Below are 14,944 nucleotides of genomic sequence, written 5' to 3' on the forward strand. Positions count from 1 at the left end.
ATCGGCATTTTGGCTTCAAGCCACTTTGCAAGCTTGCGACGTTCGTCCAGCTTCAGGTGACAGTAGTGGGTTCCCATTCTTCATCCTCCGTGCAACTCTCTGTTTTAGTAAAGAATTTGCACTTCGTTTGTGAATCCACCTGCAGACTTCCGCGCCGCCAATAAGACGCTTGAAGAGGTGAGGGGGCTGTTGGCCAAAATTGGCGGGCCTTTGGGAGCCGATCTGTCGGGCAATATCAGCAAACTTCCAGACCTGGCTCGACGCCTGAAAATGACGATTTTGGCAGGGAAACTTTCACATGAAAGATCCGCAGAGAGTCGGAAAAATAAAAACATAGATAATACATGTGGTTGAACGGTTCTCGCGCCATTTTTTCCTAGAAAAACGATTGCCCGCAGAAAAACGTTTTTATCTATTTTTTATGCCGCGGGGCAACCCGGCTGCCTGTCTGCGCGCCCGAGGAGGTTTTTCCAAACCTGCCTCGGACTGCAAAAATCCTTGATATGAAACCGAATTGCTGCGAGGAGATCCGGAATATGTCGAACGACGCATTTACATGTTTTGAGGTGGGAAATGACTGAATTTAAGCAAGAGATTGCAGGCCGCATTGCGGAAATGATGAACGACAAGCCGTTGAACGACTTGGCTATGACATTTCTTCAAGCAACGACCCATCCGAAGTATTCGTATAACTACCACTGGCAAGATCGGCCGATCATTCAATACCCGCAAGACATCGTAGCGATGCAGGAACTCATCTGGAGCATCAAGCCCGACCTGATCATCGAGACGGGTATTGCGCATGGTGGGTCGCTGGTCTTCAGTGCGTCCATGCTTGCGTTACTGGATATGTGCGATGCCATTGAGGCGGGCACAGTCCTTGACCCATCTAAATCGTCCCGCAAAGTTCTGGGTATCGACATCGACATCCGCGCGCATAACCTCGCTGCCATTCAGGATCATCCAATGGCCTCTCGCATCGAGATGATCGAGGGGTCCAGCATTGACCCTGACATCTTCGCCAAGGTTAAAAAGGCTGCGGAGGGATACCAGCGCGTTCTTGTCTGTCTAGATTCAAACCACACTCATGATCATGTCCGGAGCGAACTGGAGCTTTATGCGCCGCTCACGTCGGTCGGAAGTTATTGCGTCGTCTTCGACACGCTAATCGAGGACATGCCAGCGGACGAGTATCCTGATCGCTCCTGGGGGCCGGGGAACAATCCCAAAACTGCGGTTTGGGACTATCTAAAGACCCACTCCGAGTTCGAGATTGACAAGAGCATCCCCGCGAAACTGCTGATCACGGTCGCTCATGACGGTTTCCTCAAACGGGTCCGGTAGATCAAAGCTGGCGCTGAAAATCCTTGGACCGACGCTTGGCCTCCTTCCAGGCCAAGCGAGATGTCATATCGCCTGACAGAACCGCGCCAAAATCTTGCCCCAAGATCGCATCTATCATATGGGCTGCCGTAAGAATGGTGTTTTCGCCTCCCTCGGTAGCGGAAACCCTGAAGCTCGATAGTTGCCCCTGGGCACGGGCAAAGCGCTCTTGCAGGCTTCGTTTGGCCTGAGGCGGGCCTTGCAGAGCTGCGTCTAGGACGGATTGTATGCCCTTCGCTTCCGCGTGGTCCCGCAAAATGCCCTGTATTTGCTCTGCTAGCGCAGGGTTCTTGCGTGTCGATCCACGAACATACTTATACCAGCTGAGGTAGTCGGGCTGAATTGCCTCAAGGCCATGGTTGCGCCGCAAGGTCTCCAGGGTCGAGAAAAACGCCAATGGGACTGATCCGGCATGGGGAAACACATCGCTCATCGGGTCGGTAATGTTCTCTTTTGCAAAAAGCTTGCTGCTGTTGGTCCCAGAACTATTGTTTTGTTCGGCTCCGTGGCCACCGCCGGTGCTTGCCGGGCTGTATCCGTTGATCGAGAACGGGTGGTCGACCCCGATGAAATGGCCGTCTTTCAAGATGGATCTATACGATAGGTTGACGTCAGGGATTGCGCTGTCGAAAACCGTTCTCCCGTCCATCGACGTCTTGAGCATGTAGGCGCGCGAAAGGCAGCCGTGATATATATCCGGAACCGGACGCAGGTTGGATACATCTGCCGTCATGAGCTTCTGTAGGTTGTCCGCGCCGTGGAAAGCCTTTGGAGAGCCAAAGCAATTGTCGCGGTAGAATCTGACACCGCCGGTCTTCCTGCCATACCCTTCAATGGGCCAGCCATAGGTTGCCTTGATCCAACTCAGACCATCAGGCCTGTTGGCCTCCAAAAGCTGCCGCAAGTACGGGAACTGTTTTGGGAGTATCCCGTCGTCATCGCCGAAGTAGATCAGATAATCACCTGTCGATGCGTTGAAAGCCGTTTCAAAGTTCTGCCGCATTGAAAGTCGCGCACCCGTATTCACGTAGACCAGTCGGCTGTCATCGAACTCTTGCATGAGTTCCTTGGTCCCGTCGGAGCTGGCATTGTCGCTTACAATGATCTCTATGTTGTCATCGTCGATCTCGAGAGCAGTCTGAACGGAATGCCGCAAATACTGGCCTCGTTCTCGGGTCGGAATAGCAATGCTGATTTTCAATTTGAAGAGCTCCTTCTGCATTATCTAACGTAGAGATAACCCTTAATCTCATGCGATTTTCTGGGCCGAAGTGAATCCGGGTTCCCAACTCTACCCGCAGTCCAAGAAATGCAAATCTCAAAGCTACGATGAATTTGTAATGGATGGCCGAAGTCCAGACAACAAAGAACTATCGCCGCAAGTGCGGCTTTGGCCTTTCACGGGGACGTCTGAAGTTTTGTAAACACAGTAGCAAACCGTCCCAGAAGGTCGGTGGCACATGTGGCTAGGTTTCTGGACTTTCGCCGCCAGCTTGTGGCAGCGTGATCACAATGGATCAAAAGGCGGGAATGCACTATCACTTGATCTGGCAGTTGGTCTGGATCAGTTGGGCCAGGCTCTCAAGTGGAGGTCTCGCCCTTGGCTGGCCCCTGTCTCAGTTATGGAAAGAAGATCATTAGTGGCTTCGCGATTTGGACTCCTTCTAGCCGGTCTTGTGGCACTGACTGTTGGCACTGCTGCGGCGGCGCAAACCGAGCTGAGCATGTGGTATCATGGATCGCAGAATGAAACTGAACGCCGGGTCATTGTTGAGATCGTCGAGGATTTCAATGCCAGTCAACCGGATTGGAAAGTCATCCTGATGAGCTTTCCTGAAGGCAGTTACAATGACTCGGTGGTTCGGGCGGCTCAGACCGGGAACCTGCCTGACATCATTGATGTGGATGCGCCGATGGTCGCCAATTGGGCATGGTTGGGATATCTGCAGCCGCTGCGCATAGAGGAGGCCGCGGTCGAGGCGTTCCTGCCATCCGCTGTTGGGCGCTGGAATGGTCATATCTATTCGGTTGGCCTGTGGGAGGCTGCGCTTGCGATCCTGACACGCAAGTCCACCTTGGAAAAATATGACATCCGACTGCCAAGTCTTGCGGACCCCTGGAGTGCGGCCGAATTTGAAACGGCCTTGGTTAAACTCAAAGCATCCGGGGAGTTCGACTATCCGCTGGACCTGGGGCTGAGCAGGGAGGGCGAATGGTTTCCCTATGCCATTAGCCCCTTTTTGCAAAGCTTCGGTGGCGATCTGGTGGACCGATCTGACTATAGTTCGGCACAGGGTGTGTTAAATGGCGAGGCCGCGCTGAGATTTGGAACTTGGTGGCAGTCCCTGTTTTCGCGCGGGCTTGTTCCCAGCCCGGAACAGTCGCAACCAAACCGAACCGCCGCGTTAATTGATGGTACATATGCCATGGCCTGGGACGGCAATTGGACCGTTCTGGATTTCATCGATGCCGTAGGAGAGGATGCCGTATTTCTGCCGGCACCCGATTTTGGCAAGGGCAGTGTCATCGGCGCCGGGAGTTGGCAGTTTGGCGTGTCAGCCACGTCAGAACATGTGGATGGAGCCAGCGCCTTTGTCGAGTTTGCGATTCAAGACCGATACCTGTCCACCATCGCGGATGAATTGGGATTGATCCCACCCACCCTGGCAGCCGCGAGAGCATCCACGACCTATGGCCCGGAGGGCTGGTTGCCAGGGTTTGTCGATTTGTCGCGCCAACAGGCTTTGCTACGTCCGGTGTCTCCCAGCTATGTTGTGATAGCAAAGGTGTTTGAAAGAGCCCTGGTTGAGATCGCTGAAGGTGCGGATGTGAAGGCCGTGCTTGATGAAGCGACCGATGACATCAACCGAGATATCACGCGAAATGCAGGGTATGTAAATCAATTGAGCGTTGATTAGGGGCGCCAGGCTTTCTGATGATGGGGCTGGAAGGTGTTGAGCAGAGGCCGGGTAAGCGACCTTAAAGGGTGGATTGAGTGATAGAGGGACTTCTAAACAGGTTTTGCTTCGCCACTAAGGTGTTTCCGGCCTTGCTGGGAATGTTGTGTCTTGCAGTCCTGCCGGGGCAATTGAATGCAGATCCGCTGCGTGTTGGCTTTTATGAAAACCGGCCCAAAATTTTTCGAGACGCAGCTGGGCAACCCGCCGGTTTTTGGCCGGAGGTGACCGAAGCCATTCTGTCTGAGATGGGCTATGATTTCGAATACGTCGACTGTGAATGGGAAACCTGCCTGGAGATGGTGGGGCAGGGGCAGCTCGACCTTATGCCGGATGTGGCCTTTTCTGAGGAGCGTGCAGCGCAGTTCCAGTTTATCAACGAAGCGCTGATTTATTCATGGTCTACTATCGTCACCTCCCAGGAGGTTGAGATTACCTCTCTGGCGGATTTTGAGGGCAAGAGAATTGCCGTGCTCGCAAATAGTATCCAGGAGCGTGACCTGAGGCGGTTTTTACGCAAAGAAGGGCTAAAGAGTAAGCTGATCTGGACGTCGTCAGTGCAGGGCGCGATTGATGCGATTTTGGTTGGTGATGCGGATTTGGCAATTACCAATACGTTCTTTGCGGTGCAGATGGCCAATCAGAACAGTTTGCGTATTCCTGAGCTGCCATTTCAGGTCAACTCCTATCACTATGTGGTGCCGCCGGATGCCCCGGAAAGCTTTGTCCAGGCGATGAATCTGGCCAGCTATCGGCAGCAAATGACCTTTGGGTCGGACTTTCACTCTGCCAAGTATGAATGGATTTCCTTTCACAAAGCCCCGCTGCCGAGCTGGCTTATTACTGTACTTCTTGTAGCGGTTTCTGTGCTTTTGGTGTCAGCAGTGCTCATATTCATCCTGCGCCGTGTTGTTCGGGCGCGCACCTTGGATCTTGCGACCACGGTTGATGCGCTAAGCGCAGAAATGGATCTTCGCAAAAAGGCCGAGAAGTTTGCCCTGGAAACCCAGAAATTTGACGCGATAGGCCGGCTTGTCGGGGGCGTCGCCCATGATTTCAATAATCTATTGTCGGTGATCATGGGTAACCTCGAATTGTTAAAAGACCAGCGTGGGCTGGATGCGCCCTCCTTGAAGTTCATTGACCAAGCACTGTCCGCGACCAAACGCGGGGCCAAACTGTCCTATGATCTCTTGTCTTTTGGGCGGCGTGCTCAGCTTGTGCCGCAGGTGCTGCGGGTTGATCTGGTTTTGCGTGGAATCGAGGAGATGCTACGCCGGACCCTGCCTGAAAACATATCTGTGGAATTCTCCTATGACCCTCTTGTGAAGGCGGTTCTTCTGGATCAGGGGCAGCTGGAGAATGCGATTTTGAACCTGGTGTTGAATGCCCGCGATGCGATGCCAGACGGGGGCAAGCTGACAGTTTCGGTGTCTAACCTAGGAGCGGACCAAAGCGACGGCGATGACCTTTCAGGCGACCAGGTGGTGGTCTCTGTGACGGACACCGGAGTGGGGATCAAAGAAGATTCTTTGAGTAAGGTGTTTGAGCCTTTTTTCACAACCAAAGAATTCGACAAAGGGTCGGGGATGGGGCTGGCGATGGTGCATGGCTTTGTGACCCAGTCGGGGGGTAAGATCCGTATCCGCAGTGTCTGGGAGCAGGGGACGACGGTGGAGCTGAGGTTCCCGGTGACCGTTGAGGCGGCGGATCAGGCGGCGGGAGGTGACATTTCCACAGGTTTTTTGGGCGATGAACAGATCTTACTGGTTGAAGATGACGATGATGTCCGCAGCGCCCTGAGCCAACGCCTTTCGGCCTCTGGGTTTCGTGTGACGCAGGCCCACAACGGCACAGAGGCCCTGGATCTGGTCAAAAAGGCACCTGAATTTGACCTGGTGGTGACGGATCTGACGATGCCTGGGTCGGTACAGGGGCTGGATTTGGTGGCGCAAGTCAGAAAGGTGCTTGATGGTGTCCCGATCGTGATCCTCACGGGGTATGGCGCTGATGTGCTCGATAGTGTCTCGGGGCTGCCAAAGCTTACTGTACTCAATAAACCTATCTCGGGACCTGTTTTGATTTCCAAAATTCGCGCTCTTTTGGACAGCTGACCGCTGCACCTGGCGCGAGGTGCAGCGCAAAACGGGGGCTGTTGGGCCTTTGCGCTGTGATGGGGTGATCTGCTGGGCGGTGTCGTGATGCCTTGATGCGCAGGGGAATGGAAACTGTCACCGTTCTGTTAAAACGATGGGGTACCTCCATATGCGACGCAAGTGACAGCGGGCGACGCGCATGAAATACCGAACCATTTTTTTGTCCGATATCCATTTGGGCACCCCAGGATGTCAGGCTGAACTACTGCTGGATTTCCTCAAATGCCACGAAGCAGACACCTACTATTTGGTTGGTGATATTGTGGATGCCTGGCGCATTCGCAGAAAGGGTTTCCTCTGGCCGCAGGCGCACAATGACGTGGTGCAAACGCTTCTGGCCAAGGCACATGGCGGTGCCCGGATCTATTTAATCCCCGGCAACCATGACGAATTCCTGCGCTCCTACTTTGGCACTCATTTTGGCGGTATCGAGGTGCTGGGGTCTGCCGAGTTCACCGCCCATAACGGAAAATGTTATCTGGTTACCCATGGTGATCAATTTGATGCGGTGGTGACAAACGCCAAATGGCTCGCGCATCTTGGGGACCGGGCCTATGAATTGATGCTGTGGCTGAACACCCGCCTCAATCGGCTTCGCCACCTCTGGGGCGGACAGTACTGGTCCTTGTCAAAATGGGCCAAGCACCAGGTCAAGCAGGCTGTCAATTTTATCAGCGAGTATGAAACAGTGCTGACTGCCGAGGCACGGCGCGGCGGCTACGATGGGGTGATCTGCGGTCATATTCATAGTGCTGCCATCCGTGACATGGGAGAGGTGACCTATGTAAACACTGGTGACTGGGTCGAAAGCTGCACCGCTGTCGTTGAAACGGCAGATGGCAGTCTTGCTCTTATCGATTGGACGCGTTCAGCGCGCCAGTCTCGCGGGCAGTCGCGCCGCCAACTTGGCCGCCAGCCTCGTCGCCGGGCACGCGATGCCCAGCCCGAAGAAAAAGTTCTAGAAAACGTTTAGGGGATACACCCAATGAATTCTTCCGCCCAGGCTCAATTGGACGCGGCTGTTTTGCAGGATGGCGATGCGGCAACCGGATGGCTTGAACGTCTGTTCTCGCGTCTGTTTCTGGGGTTGGTCTATCCGCAGATCTGGGAAGATCCAGTGGTGGACATGGAGGCGCTGGAGATTTCAGCAGAGGATAATCTGGTCTGCATCGCCTCTGGCAGCTGTAATCTAATGTCGTATCTGACCGCAGGCCCGGCTTCGGTCACGGCGGTTGATCTGTCGCCTGCCCATGTGGCCCTGGGCAAGTTGAAACTGACTGCCGCCCAAGCCCTGCCGGACTATGCCGCCTTTTATCAGTTTTTTGGTCGGGCAGACCTGGCCAGCAACGCCGTCCTGTATGAGCGCTATATCCAACCAAAGCTAGACCCCGGCGCGCGGGCGTTTTGGCAGGGGCGGCAGCTGATAAACCGCCGTATCACGTTGTTTCAAAAGGGGCTTTATAAATACGGGCTGCTTGGTCGCTTTTTGGGGGCGGTGCATTTGGTTGCCCGTCTGGGGCGGGTGAATTTTGCGCCCTTGCTGGCCGCACGCAGCCTGCAGGAACAACAGGCGTTTTTTGATCAGAAGATCAGCCCCCTGTTTGATATGTGGCTGGTGCGCCGGCTGGCTGGGTTTCGCGCTGCGCTTTTTGGCCTGGGTATTCCTCCGGCGCAGTATGACAAACTGGCCGCTGACGGCGGTGGCGACGTGTTGCCGGTACTGCGCGAACGGGTCCGCAAACTGATGTGTGATACCCCGATCCGGGACAATTATTTTGCCTGGCAGGCCTTTGCACGCGGGTATGACCCGGCACCGGATGGGTCTCTGCCGCCCTATCTGCAGCAGCGCAATTTCCAGGCCCTGCGGGACTATGCCGACCGGGGCCGCATCGTAAACCGCTCCCTTACCGACCAGTTGGCGCAGGAGCCTGACAGCTCGAAACAGGGCTATATCCTGCTGGATGCCCAGGATTGGATGAATGACAGTCAGTTGAATGCGCTTTGGCAGCAAATCACCCGCACGGCAACGCCCGGGGCAAAGGTGATTTTTCGCACTGGCGGCGCTGAGGACATCCTGCCGGGCCGAGTGTCGCCTGACATCCTGGGGCGCTGGGCCTATGACGCAGAGGTTTCCAAGCGGGGCAGCAAGCAGGATCGCTCAGCGATCTACGGCGGCTTTCATCTCTATCGTTTTCAGGGCTGATCAGATGCGCGACGCGACCCCCAATGCCCATGCAGCACTGATGGACCAAACCTACCGCTATCAACGCATATTCTATGATTTGACCCGAAAGTACTATCTGTTTGGGCGCGATGCGCTGATTGATGATCTGGCGCCCGACGCCGACGCGCATGTTCTTGAACTTGCCTGTGGCACGGGGCGAAATTTGCAATTGGCTGAGGGGAAATACCCCGACTGCACCTTTTACGGGCTTGATATCTCGTCAGAGATGTTGGTGTCCGCCGGGAAAAAGCTGGGCACGCGGGTTGCCTTGGCTCAGGCTGATGCCTGCCATTTTGAGGCCGCGCAACTGTTCGGCCGCGACGCATTTGATCGCATCTTTATCTCTTACGGGATTTCAATGATCCCGGATTGGCAGCAGGCTTTGCGCCAGGCCTTTGGGGCGCTTGCTCCGGGCGGCACGCTGCATGTTGTGGATTTTTCCAATCTGGAGGGATGGCCCGGCTGGTGCCGGGGCCTGCTGCATCGCTGGCTGACGAAGTTCCATGTGAGCCCACGATTAGAGTTGGCAAGCGAGCTGGACAAGATCGCCCGTGAGCTGGGCGGCAGGGCACAATGCCGCCAGCTTTATCGCGGCTACGCGCAATATGGGGTCCTGCGCAAGACGGGGTAACTCTGCGCACCTGGCGTTGTTTGACTGGGCGCTGTTTGGCTGGCCATTGTTTTACTGGCCAAAGTCGGGCCTGAGATCTCAGCCAGGGTCAGGTGAAATCCCAGATCACGAAGGATTGTGCTGAGCATCGCTGATCAGCATCACAGGCGTGGGAGCCTGGGTTTGGGCTCTTGCCAGCGGGGCGCCCAGGCCAAGAACCAGCGTTGCGGCTGTTAAGGTGGCGCTGCCGCCCAGCAAGGCAACTGCGGTGAATTTGATGAAAGGCATGAAGCTGTTCATTGATTTATTCCTTGAGGCAAAAACGGTGCGGTAAGCGGTAAAGGGTCGAACCTGCTTTTGCAGAGAAAACAGCTCCAAACCCACTGGATGTCAAAATGAATACGTGATTTCTGGTGCCAAAATATTGACTGGATGTGCCAAAGACTTGACAGCAAATGCCAAAGGTTGACCCTTTGGTAACGTAAATGTTACTGATATTTGATCGCAGCTCAGGCGCTTGGTAGTCTGTTGAGCGCATCAATTTGGAGCCGGGACTTGACCTCTGTTTCGACACTCTACGCCAGAAAACAGATCGAACATGCAGACCAGATAGCCGACAAGGGCAAGCTGCTGGATCTGGTCGGCCTGACGCCAGAAACGTTAGCCGACCCTACGGTCATGGTGCCGGTTGAGGCCTATCACGACCTGATGGAGGAGGTTGCCAAAAGCGAGTTCCCGGATCTGAGGTTTCACATGAAAACCTGTCGGAGCATGCGGTGCGATGAGTTTGGCGTCTTTGGGCTTGCGCTGAAATCTGCCCCAACCCTGCGTCATGGGTTTCAGCGAATTTGGCGTTATACACGACTACACAACCGCGTCGCGAGTTTTTCTGCCGAACAGGAGGGCGATCGGTTCTGTTGGTCCATGCAGGCCCCCAAGACGGACCGGCTCGGGGCCTTTTTGTCGATAGAGGCCGCCATGGGTACGACACTGACGCTCTGTCGTGAAACGACCAGCCCGGAATTTCAGCCCTGCCATGTGCAATTTGTCCATGAAAGAGACGGCTCTATTGATGCCCTGGTAGAGCATTTTGGCTGTGTGCCAGAATTTGGAGCCCGGTCGGACGCGTTGCATTTTGATGTCCAGGACGTTGATCAGCCCAGCAGCATTGGCGATACAGGTGTCTGGAATTTCCTGATCTCTCATCTGGATCAGATGCTGGAAAAAGAACGTGACCAGGAGCAAAGCTTTGAAGCCCAGGTGATTGAGGAGATTGCCAAACTGCTGAGTGGTGGGGTGCCGCAGCTGTCGGAGGTTGCCAAAAACATGGGACTGGGGGGGCGTACCTTTCAGCGACGGCTGAGCGACAGGGGGCATAGTTTTCAATCCCTCACCGACGAATCGCGCCGGAAACTCGCCCAGCAGCTTATTCAATCGTCGAGCTATTCCTTCTCTGAGATTGCCTTTTTGACCGGGTTTTCTGAACAAAGCGCCTTTTCACGGGCCTTTAAGCGCTGGTCTGGCCAAACGCCCAAGGCCTACCGGAGTGGCCTGCGCGACAGCAGCGCCGCAACATCCTGCCCTGCTGAATAAGGCCCTGTTTTGCAGGCATGCTCCCCTTTGAGGGAGGCGCTTAGCAGTGCAGATAATGTCGGGCGACCATGCCGGGGTTGGTGGTGTGAACATATATGACTTGTCATTGATTTGTTTTTCAGGCTCTATCCGGTCGCTGGGGGCTTATGCCCAAGTCAGCAAAAAACTGTGGCCGAAAGAAACAGGGCCGAAAAAATGAAGGCCAGGCAGGACCGGGACGAGACGAATATCTTTGCCCGAGGAGATGATCTGCTGGAGGAGGAGAAAGAACCATGACCAAACGCCCCAATGTTTTGTGGATTATGGCAGATCAACTGCGGTTTGATTACCTGAGCTGCTATGGTCACCCGCACCTGCATACACCGCATATTGATGCCCTGGCAAAACGCGGGGTGCAATTCAACAAGGCCTATATCCAGTCGCCGGTCTGCGGTCCGTCGCGGATGTCGGCCTATACCGGGCGCTATGTGCGCAGCCATGGCTCAACCTGGAATGGTATGCCGCTGCGGGTTGGGGAACCCACCCTGGGCGATCACCTGCGCGAGGCAGGTGCGCGGGCGGTTTTGGTTGGAAAAACCCATATGACCGCAGATCTGGAGGGCATGGCCTGGCTTGGCATTGATCCCGACAGCACGATTGGCGTCAGCCGGTCTGAATGTGGTTTTGACCCTTTTGAGCGCGACGATGGTCTGCACCCTGATAGCGCCCGCCAAAAATGGTCTGCCTATGATGATTATCTGGTGGAAAACGGCTTTAAGTCAGAAAACCCCTGGGGTGATTTTGCCAATTCGGGCCTGGATGAAAATGGCGAACGGCTGTCGGCCTGGCTACTGAAAAACTCGCGCTTGCCTGCGGATGTGCCCGAAGAGCATTCCGAGACCGCCTATATGACCAATCGCGCCATTGATTTCATGACTGAGGCCACTGCGGATGGACGTCCCTGGATGTGCCACCTGTCCTATATCAAACCCCATTGGCCCTACATCGTGCCAAAGCCCTACCATGATATGTATGGGCCAGAGCACGTCATCGCTCCGGTCCGTTCTGAGGCGGAGCGCGACACCGATCACCCCCTGATGCAGGCCTATCTGAACGCCCGTGTCTGTCGCAGCTTTGCCCGCGACCATGTGCGTGAACATGTGATCCCGGCCTATATGGGGCTGATCAAGCAGCTCGATGATAACCTCGGTCGGCTTTTTGCCTGGATGGACGCGGCGGGCTTGAGCGAGAATACCATCATCGCCTTTACCTCGGATCACGGCGATTACATGGGCGACCACTGGATGGGCGACAAGGATTTCTACCACGATGTTGCCGCCAAAGTGCCGCTGATCATTGCAGACCCCCGCGGCGAGGCGGATGCCTCGCGCGGGTCCATCTGCGAAGAGCTGGTCGAAATGATTGATCTGGCACCCACATTCATGAATGCGCTGGGCTGCGAGGCCAAGCCGCATATCATTGAAGGGCGCGATCTGACACCGATCTTGAACGGGACAGAAGGCTTTTCCAGGCGCTATGCGATCAGCGAACATGACTATCACTGGTCCGATATGGCCCGCGCGCTGGGCGTGGAGCAGGAACATGCTCATACGGTGATGATATTTGATGGACGGTGGAAATTTATCCGCTGCGAAGGCTTCCGGCCGGTGCTGTTCGATCTGGAAACCGACCCGCAGGAAGTGAAAGATCTGGGCGCTTCGGAGCAGGCAGACCACATTGCGGTGCGCGCCCGGATGGAGGCGGCGCTGCTGGATTGGGCGCGACGGCACCACACCCGGATAACCGCGACATCTGCAGTTCTGGCCCGCCAGAAAATTGCAGCAGAGGGCGGTATTCTGATCGGATTCTGGGATGAGCAGGAATACGAAGAGGCCACCGGCAAACCCTTTAGCAGCCTGGTTCCGGCAGGGCGGCCGGGGTAACGCGGGAGACCGGACTGTCCAGTGAACCCAGGCGGTCAGGGAGCGGAGGTCTTTTGTGGCCGATGTGACGCGCTGCCACGTCGGCCCAGACATCCCTCATGTACGGGGCAGGCCCTGTTTGCCAGTCTATACGTCACTTTGTTCCATTGCGGTGGTGCGCGCAATACTGGGCAAGCTCTGCATTGCAAAGCAGCGGTCTGCAGTAGGCGCGGCGGCTTTGCGGGGGCGAAAGCTCTGCGATTGACTGATTGCGGGCGGGGCTGGAAGTGAGGTGGCCTATACCTGCAGCGCCTAGACTGTCCCGCCACTTTATGCCCTGCTGGGGATGCCAAAACATTCACAGTTGGGGCTTCTCTTGCGCAATCGTTAGCGCTAACTGTATTGCATAAGAGCGGGAGGTATGATTCGGCTAGGTGGGTTCATAAAGGTATTGGAAAATGAGCGAAATTTGGTCGAAGCTGAGTGAGCACCGCAGACAAACTTCTGAGACGTCGATTACCGAACTTTTCGAAAGAGATCAAAACCGGTTTCAGAGCTTTTCTGCCCAAGCCGACGGATTGTTGCTGGATTTCTCCAAAACCGCCCTAGACGAAACCGGACTAAATGCGCTGGTTGATCTGGCGGAACAGGCTGGCTTGGCCAGTAAGATCGAAGCAATGTTTCGGGGCGATCCTATCAACGTCACGGAAGGCCGGGCTGCGTTGCACACAGCCCTGCGCAGCCAGAACGATACGGCTGTGATGGTCGATGGTCAGGATGTCATGCCGGAAATCCACCAGACCCTGCAACGTATGGAAAGCTTTGCCGGGGCTCTGCGCAGCGGTGCCTATAAAACCGTAACCGGGGCGCAGTTCACGGATGTTGTGAATATTGGCATTGGTGGTTCAGATTTGGGCCCTGTCATGGCAACCCGCGCGCTTGCGCCCTATCACGATGGGCCGCGCTGCCATTATGTTTCCAATGTCGACGGCGCCGATATTACCGATAGCTTGGCTGGGCTGGATCCACAAACCACCTTGATTATCATCGCCTCAAAGTCCTTTACCACCATTGAGACCATGACCAATGCGGCAACCGCGATTTCTTGGTTGCGCGCCTCACTGGGCGATCAGGCCAGTGGGCATTTGGCGGCGGTGTCTACGGCTTTGGACAAGACCACTGAAATGGGCATTCCCCCGGAACGGGTCTTTGGCTTTGCCGATTGGGTTGGTGGGCGCTACTCGCTTTGGGGGCCTGTGGGCCTGCCTATTCTGATTGCGGTTGGGCGTGATAATTTCCGCGCCATGCTCAGTGGTGCGGCGGCGATGGACCGGCATTTTCAAACTGCGGATTTTCGCCACAACCTGCCGGTTCTGCTGGGGTTGATTGGCATTTGGCACAGCAATATCTGCGGCTATAATACGCGCGCAATCCTACCCTATGAGCAACGCTTGGCGCGCCTGCCGGCCTATCTTCAGCAGCTGGATATGGAAAGCAACGGCAAATCCGTGACGCTGGATGGCAGCCCGGTGCGCCGCACCACGGGTCCGATTGTCTGGGGGGAGCCTGGGACCAATGGTCAGCATGCCTTTTATCAATTGCTCCACCAGGGCACCCATGTGGTTCCCGCCGAGTTCCTGATTGCGGCAGAGGGGCATGAAGCCGAGCTTTCGCATCAGCATGATCTGCTCAAGGCAAATTGCCTGGCCCAATCCGAGGCCTTGATGCTGGGGCGCTCAGCACAGCAGGCCCGCGCATTGGCCCAAAGCCGCAGCATCCCTGAGGGGGATCTGGACTGCATGACAGCGCATTTGACCTTCCCGGGCAATCGTCCGTCGATCACCCTAGCCTATCCCCGTCTAACCCCCTTTGCACTGGGCCAGATCATTGCCCTGTATGAACAGCGTGTCTTTACCGAGGGGGTCATCTGGGGGATCAATTCCTTTGACCAATGGGGGGTCGAACTCGGCAAAGAGCTCGCCGTTGGTCTGCTGCCACTTATTCAAGGCGCCACGGACAGCAGCAAGGATGGCTCCACCCTTGGGTTGGTGGCAAAACTGACAGCCTCCACCCCCGCAACCTAAGGCGCACCCGGTGGGGCGCCAATCGCAACTGGATCT

At 55.6% G+C, this 14,944-nt stretch carries 11 protein-coding genes; 9 read left to right on the top strand and 2 right to left on the bottom strand.

Features of this window, described 5'->3' with window-relative positions; all coding sequences use genetic code 11:
- Positions 1–573: 573 nt before the first annotated feature.
- Entirely contained in the window at positions 574–1,344 is a 771-nt protein-coding gene (locus QZ268_RS17585) for a cephalosporin hydroxylase family protein (RefSeq protein ID WP_295455135.1), read from the top strand.
- 1 nt (position 1,345) lies between these two features.
- Here the strand turns inward: QZ268_RS17585 and QZ268_RS17590 are convergent, their stop codons facing one another.
- Positions 1,346–2,584 (bottom strand): glycosyltransferase family 2 protein, encoded by a 1,239-nt coding sequence (locus QZ268_RS17590; RefSeq protein WP_295455137.1) that lies wholly within the window; start codon positions 2,582–2,584, stop codon positions 1,346–1,348.
- A gap of 475 nt (positions 2,585–3,059) precedes the next feature.
- Here QZ268_RS17590 and QZ268_RS17595 point away from each other — a divergent pair, with 475 nt between their 5' ends.
- The 5 genes from QZ268_RS17595 to QZ268_RS17615 all read left to right on the top strand — a co-directional run bounded on the left by QZ268_RS17595 (position 3,060) and on the right by QZ268_RS17615 (position 9,351).
- Positions 3,060–4,301 (top strand): extracellular solute-binding protein, encoded by a 1,242-nt coding sequence (locus tag QZ268_RS17595; protein WP_295455138.1) that lies wholly within the window; start codon positions 3,060–3,062, stop codon positions 4,299–4,301.
- Positions 4,302–4,441: 140 nt separating this feature from the next.
- Positions 4,442–6,454: a transporter substrate-binding domain-containing protein gene (locus QZ268_RS17600; protein ID WP_295455192.1), complete on the top strand. Its 2,013-nt coding sequence runs from the start codon at positions 4,442–4,444 to the stop codon at positions 6,452–6,454.
- A 181-nt stretch (positions 6,455–6,635) separates the two neighbouring features.
- Positions 6,636–7,469 (top strand): UDP-2,3-diacylglucosamine diphosphatase, encoded by an 834-nt coding sequence (locus tag QZ268_RS17605; RefSeq protein WP_295455140.1) that lies wholly within the window; start codon positions 6,636–6,638, stop codon positions 7,467–7,469.
- Between the two features lie 12 nt (positions 7,470–7,481).
- Positions 7,482–8,699, top strand: coding sequence for a DUF3419 family protein (locus QZ268_RS17610; RefSeq protein WP_295455142.1), 1,218 nt, complete (start codon positions 7,482–7,484; stop codon positions 8,697–8,699).
- 4 nt (positions 8,700–8,703) lie between these two features.
- Complete coding sequence (locus QZ268_RS17615) at positions 8,704–9,351, top strand: class I SAM-dependent methyltransferase (protein ID WP_295455144.1); 648 nt, start codon at positions 8,704–8,706, stop codon at positions 9,349–9,351.
- Positions 9,352–9,456: 105 nt separating this feature from the next.
- Here QZ268_RS17615 and QZ268_RS17620 read toward each other — a convergent pair whose 3' ends face one another.
- On the bottom strand, positions 9,457–9,630 hold the full coding sequence (locus QZ268_RS17620) for a hypothetical protein (protein WP_295455146.1): 174 nt from the start codon (positions 9,628–9,630) through the stop codon (positions 9,457–9,459).
- A 255-nt stretch (positions 9,631–9,885) separates the two neighbouring features.
- Between QZ268_RS17620 and QZ268_RS17625 the strand changes: the two genes are divergently transcribed.
- The 3 genes from QZ268_RS17625 (at position 9,886) to pgi (ending at position 14,908) form a co-directional block, all read left to right on the top strand.
- The gene (locus QZ268_RS17625; RefSeq protein ID WP_295455148.1) at positions 9,886–10,923 is read left to right on the top strand and encodes an AraC family transcriptional regulator; all 1,038 of its coding nucleotides are present in this window, start codon (positions 9,886–9,888) and stop codon (positions 10,921–10,923) included.
- A 272-nt stretch (positions 10,924–11,195) separates the two neighbouring features.
- Positions 11,196–12,845 (top strand): sulfatase-like hydrolase/transferase, encoded by a 1,650-nt coding sequence (locus QZ268_RS17630; protein WP_295455149.1) that lies wholly within the window; start codon positions 11,196–11,198, stop codon positions 12,843–12,845.
- Between the two features lie 437 nt (positions 12,846–13,282).
- Entirely contained in the window at positions 13,283–14,908 is a 1,626-nt protein-coding gene (gene pgi / locus QZ268_RS17635; protein ID WP_295455151.1) for a glucose-6-phosphate isomerase, read from the top strand.
- Positions 14,909–14,944 lie beyond the last annotated feature (36 nt).

The organism is uncultured Pseudophaeobacter sp. (assembly GCA_905479575.1).
GTDB lineage: Bacteria > Pseudomonadota > Alphaproteobacteria > Rhodobacterales > Rhodobacteraceae > Pseudophaeobacter.

Coding starts and splice junctions, on each gene's coding strand:
- pgi (WP_295455151.1), top strand. CDS start 13,283: ATGAGCGAAATTTGGTCGAAGCTGAGTGAGCACCGCAGACAAACTTCT.
- QZ268_RS17630 (WP_295455149.1), top strand. CDS start 11,196: ATGACCAAACGCCCCAATGTTTTGTGGATTATGGCAGATCAACTGCGG.
- QZ268_RS17610 (WP_295455142.1), top strand. CDS start 7,482: ATGAATTCTTCCGCCCAGGCTCAATTGGACGCGGCTGTTTTGCAGGAT.
- QZ268_RS17585 (WP_295455135.1), top strand. CDS start 574: ATGACTGAATTTAAGCAAGAGATTGCAGGCCGCATTGCGGAAATGATG.
- QZ268_RS17615 (WP_295455144.1), top strand. CDS start 8,704: ATGCGCGACGCGACCCCCAATGCCCATGCAGCACTGATGGACCAAACC.
- QZ268_RS17600 (WP_295455192.1), top strand. CDS start 4,442: ATGTTGTGTCTTGCAGTCCTGCCGGGGCAATTGAATGCAGATCCGCTG.
- QZ268_RS17620 (WP_295455146.1), bottom strand. CDS start 9,630: ATGAACAGCTTCATGCCTTTCATCAAATTCACCGCAGTTGCCTTGCTG.
- QZ268_RS17605 (WP_295455140.1), top strand. CDS start 6,636: ATGAAATACCGAACCATTTTTTTGTCCGATATCCATTTGGGCACCCCA.